Source organism: Bradyrhizobium sp., from assembly GCF_019244115.1.
In the GTDB taxonomy this organism is placed as follows: domain Bacteria; phylum Pseudomonadota; class Alphaproteobacteria; order Rhizobiales; family Xanthobacteraceae; genus Bradyrhizobium.
On record NZ_JAFATE010000426.1, the window covers coordinates 1 to 3,231 of the forward strand.

The 3,231-nt window shown below is 64.2% G+C and carries 6 protein-coding genes; 2 read left to right on the forward strand and 4 right to left on the reverse strand.

The window, feature by feature from the left end:
* Together JOZ76_RS18750 and JOZ76_RS18755 are read left to right on the forward strand one after the other, a co-directional pair.
* Positions 1 to 821: aconitase family protein (locus JOZ76_RS18750; protein WP_291700619.1), on the forward strand; the 821-nt coding region annotated here is incomplete at its 5' end.
* 97 nt (positions 822 to 918) lie between these two features.
* On the forward strand, positions 919 to 1,152 hold the full coding sequence (locus JOZ76_RS18755; RefSeq protein WP_291700621.1) for a hypothetical protein: 234 nt from the start codon (positions 919 to 921) through the stop codon (positions 1,150 to 1,152).
* A gap of 100 nt (positions 1,153 to 1,252) precedes the next feature.
* Here the strand turns inward: JOZ76_RS18755 and JOZ76_RS18760 are convergent, their stop codons facing one another.
* The 4 genes from JOZ76_RS18760 to JOZ76_RS18775 form a co-directional block, all read right to left on the reverse strand.
* The gene (locus JOZ76_RS18760) at positions 1,253 to 1,807 is read right to left on the reverse strand and encodes a hypothetical protein (RefSeq protein ID WP_291700625.1); all 555 of its coding nucleotides are present in this window, start codon (positions 1,805 to 1,807) and stop codon (positions 1,253 to 1,255) included.
* Positions 1,808 to 2,073: 266 nt separating this feature from the next.
* Positions 2,074 to 2,319 (reverse strand): hypothetical protein, encoded by a 246-nt coding sequence (locus JOZ76_RS18765; RefSeq protein WP_291700627.1) that lies wholly within the window; start codon positions 2,317 to 2,319, stop codon positions 2,074 to 2,076.
* Positions 2,320 to 2,444: 125 nt separating this feature from the next.
* Entirely contained in the window at positions 2,445 to 2,675 is a 231-nt protein-coding gene (locus tag JOZ76_RS18770) for a hypothetical protein (RefSeq protein WP_291700628.1), read from the reverse strand.
* 201 nt (positions 2,676 to 2,876) lie between these two features.
* Complete coding sequence (locus JOZ76_RS18775; RefSeq protein WP_291700630.1) at positions 2,877 to 3,113, reverse strand: hypothetical protein; 237 nt, start codon at positions 3,111 to 3,113, stop codon at positions 2,877 to 2,879.
* Between the last annotated feature and the right edge of the window lie 118 nt (positions 3,114 to 3,231).

Genomic DNA, 3,231 nt, shown 5'->3' on the forward strand with positions numbered 1-3,231 from the left:
CGGGCGGCACCGGCTATGTGCTGGAATATGCCGGCGAGGCGATCCGTTCACTGTCGATGGAAGGCCGGATGACGGTCTGCAACATGTCGATCGAAGGCGGTGCGCGCGCCGGCCTGGTTGCGCCGGACCAGAAGGCGTTCGACTTCCTGAGCGGCCGTCCCAAATCGCCGCAGGGCGCGGATTGGGATGCAGCGATGCGATACTGGGAAACGCTGCGCTCGGACGACAACGCACATTTCGATCACGAGATCCGGCTGGACGCGGCCAAGCTGCCGCCGATCGTCACCTGGGGCACCTCGCCCGAGGACGTCATCTCGATCTCAGGGGCGGTCCCTGATCCCGACAAGATCGAGGATGAGGCCAAGCGGCTGTCAAAACACCGGGCGCTGAAGTACATGGGCCTCGTGCCGGGCACGAAGATCACCGACATCAAGCTCGACCGCGTCTTCATCGGCTCGTGTACCAACGGCCGCATCGAAGATTTGCGCGCGGCAGCGAAAATCGCTGAAGGCAAGACGGTCAACGCCAATGTCAACGCCATGATCGTGCCGGGCTCGGGCATCGTGAAGGCTCAGGCCGAAGCGGAAGGCCTCGATAAGATCTTCATCAAGGCGGGCTTTGAGTGGCGCGAGCCGGGCTGCTCGATGTGCCTTGCCATGAATCCGGACAAACTCAAGCCGGAGGAGCGCTGCGCCTCGACCTCGAATCGCAATTTCGAGGGCCGGCAGGGTTTCAAGGGCCGCACCCATCTGGTGTCGCCGGCGATGGCGGCGGCCGCGGCGATCGCCGGACATTTCGTCGACGTCCGGGACTGGCGATAAATCGATCCTTCAATTCGGTGCCGTTCGGGCAACGGCTCCTTAATGAAGGGGGAGCAGACTCCTCGGCGTAAATGGCGTTGCGCCGAGGAAGCGAGCCATGTCCGATAAGCCGGGACCCGACAAGCTGGAAAACAGGAAGCCGGAATATGTCGATCTGTTCGAGGAAACGCTGCTGCCGGATGACCGGCGCGCGGCGCAGCGGGTCGTCATCGAGCCCGAGATCAAGGACAAGCGCAGGCTGAGTCATTGGCCGCCCACCCATCTCGAGGAATGGCGGGCGAGCAATCTGGCGCCATGGCGAGCCCGGTCCCGGAAGCGGGATTGGGACTGAGCATCCGGCGCCGGAGGCGATCCCGACGACAGCTCCGAAACTGCTCAAGGCAAAGGGCGCCCGAGGCGCCCTTTCTCATGTCGCAGCTGCGCTCGCCCGTTCAGTAGTAGTGCCGCCGATGATGACGGTGGTGCCAGCGATGCCAGTAGTGATGGCGATGCCAGCAGACCCGGCGCAGGCCGTAATAGGTCCGGACCAGCCGGCAACGCGGATGGTAATAAGACGGGTAATAGTAGTCCGAATAATACGGGTAATAGCCGCCGCCGACAAAGAAGTGGCGATGATGATGGTGGACGAAGCCGCCGTGATGAAACCCGCCGCCGTGGAATGCGGGCCCGCCGTGAAAGGCGTGGAAGCCGCCGCCGTGAAAGCCTCCGCCATGGAAGCCGCCACCACCGGCATGAAAGCCGCCTCCATGAAAGCCGCCGCCACCACGGAAACCGCCACCACCGTGGAAGCCACCACCGCCGCCATGAAAGCCGCCGCCACCGCGAACCTCGGTCACGAGACCGTCGGATGAGTGCTCAGCCAACGGCGTGGCGTGCGGTGTCACGAGCGACATCGCAGCCGCAGGCGTGTTCGGCACCGCGATCAGGGCGAGCAGCGTCGCCGCAACGCTGAAGAGGCCGAGCCTTCGAAATGCAATCGCCATCATGCGTTGAGTCTCCCTGCAAGCGGGCGAAGCACAGCGTTCGGCCGACATCGATCAACGATATCGGCGCGCGTTTCTCGCCCGCATATTTGCGATCATCCCGAATATTAAATTAGAGAAAGCGACGTGAACGCGGCATGAACGAACGCGCAAAAGCCATGACCGCGACTTGTGGTTGCATCGATCGTCAATTGCTGCCATGAAACAGGCGAATGCGCGGAGCTTTGTTCAGGTTTTACCGTCGCCTGCGATCTCGCGCGGAAAACTCGCTAGTCCAGCGGGTTCCGCCAATCGGGAATGAACGGCAGCCAGGGAAACAACGGTCCCGGCGAGTAATAGATCGGCCGACCGAGATAGTAGGACGAATAGGGCCGACCGCCGACATGATTGCGGCGATGCGCGTTCACGCGCGTCGTGTGGGATGGCCGCACCGTCTCCGCCGTGGCGTCAAGCGAGGCGGCTGCCGCGTGATCGCGGCCGAACACGCATGAGAGCGCAAGGACAGCGGCAGCCATGCTCGATCTCATCGCAATCTCCCTCGAAGTTTCGCGGGGATCGAGACTATCGGCACCTGTCAATGCAACCAAGACAAACAGGCCCGCCGCGGCGGACCTGTCAGCGGGATCGGCGATGCCGGCCCTTACCGCCAATGGCGGTGATGGTGCCAGCGATGCCAACGGTGATGGCGCCAGTGATGATGATAGCGGTGACGATAGTGCCAGCGCACTTCAGTGGTCGCTGGCCGCGAGCCCTGCTGGACCGCAGCGGCGCCTGGATTGATCAGGGACAGCGCCTGCGCGCGCTGGGCCGGTGCTGCCAGTACGAGACCGGCGCCGACCGCTGCGAGGCTAAGGACTCTCATCAACTTCATGGAATGGGCTCCTCGATTGCAATGCACCTCGCGCCGGCGGCTGCGCCGGCTGCGATGTGACTTTGAACAGCGGGCTGTTAATGCCGACGGCCGGAATCCGTTCCGCGCATCCGTGCGCGCCGGATCGCAAAGCGGACTGCCGCAATCGAAAAATCCTCTCCGGCCGTCGCACGGTGCGGCGCTGACGGCCGACCCGCGCTTCTAGCCGGGTCGCCAGACGCAGGCGACGCGCGGCACGATCACCGTACCGCTCGGCCGATACTCCTGCACGTAATGGGCGTTGCAGACACGCACCGCGTTCGGACCCGGATCGTAGCGCGGATAGACGTCATCGGGCCAATAGTCACGGTTCGGCGTGATGCGCAGCCTGTTAGTGACGCGGCGGCGCGGCGGCGGCGCATCGGCCTGGGCCAGCTGCACCATCGCAGGCCGCGCCATCTGCGCGCTATCCGCGGCAGGCCGAACCTGATGCGCCTGCGCCGCGGCGGTCAGCACAATCGCGCCGCCGAAAATTGCTGCCGTCATGATCCGGATCATCTCGCCCACCCAAGCGCTG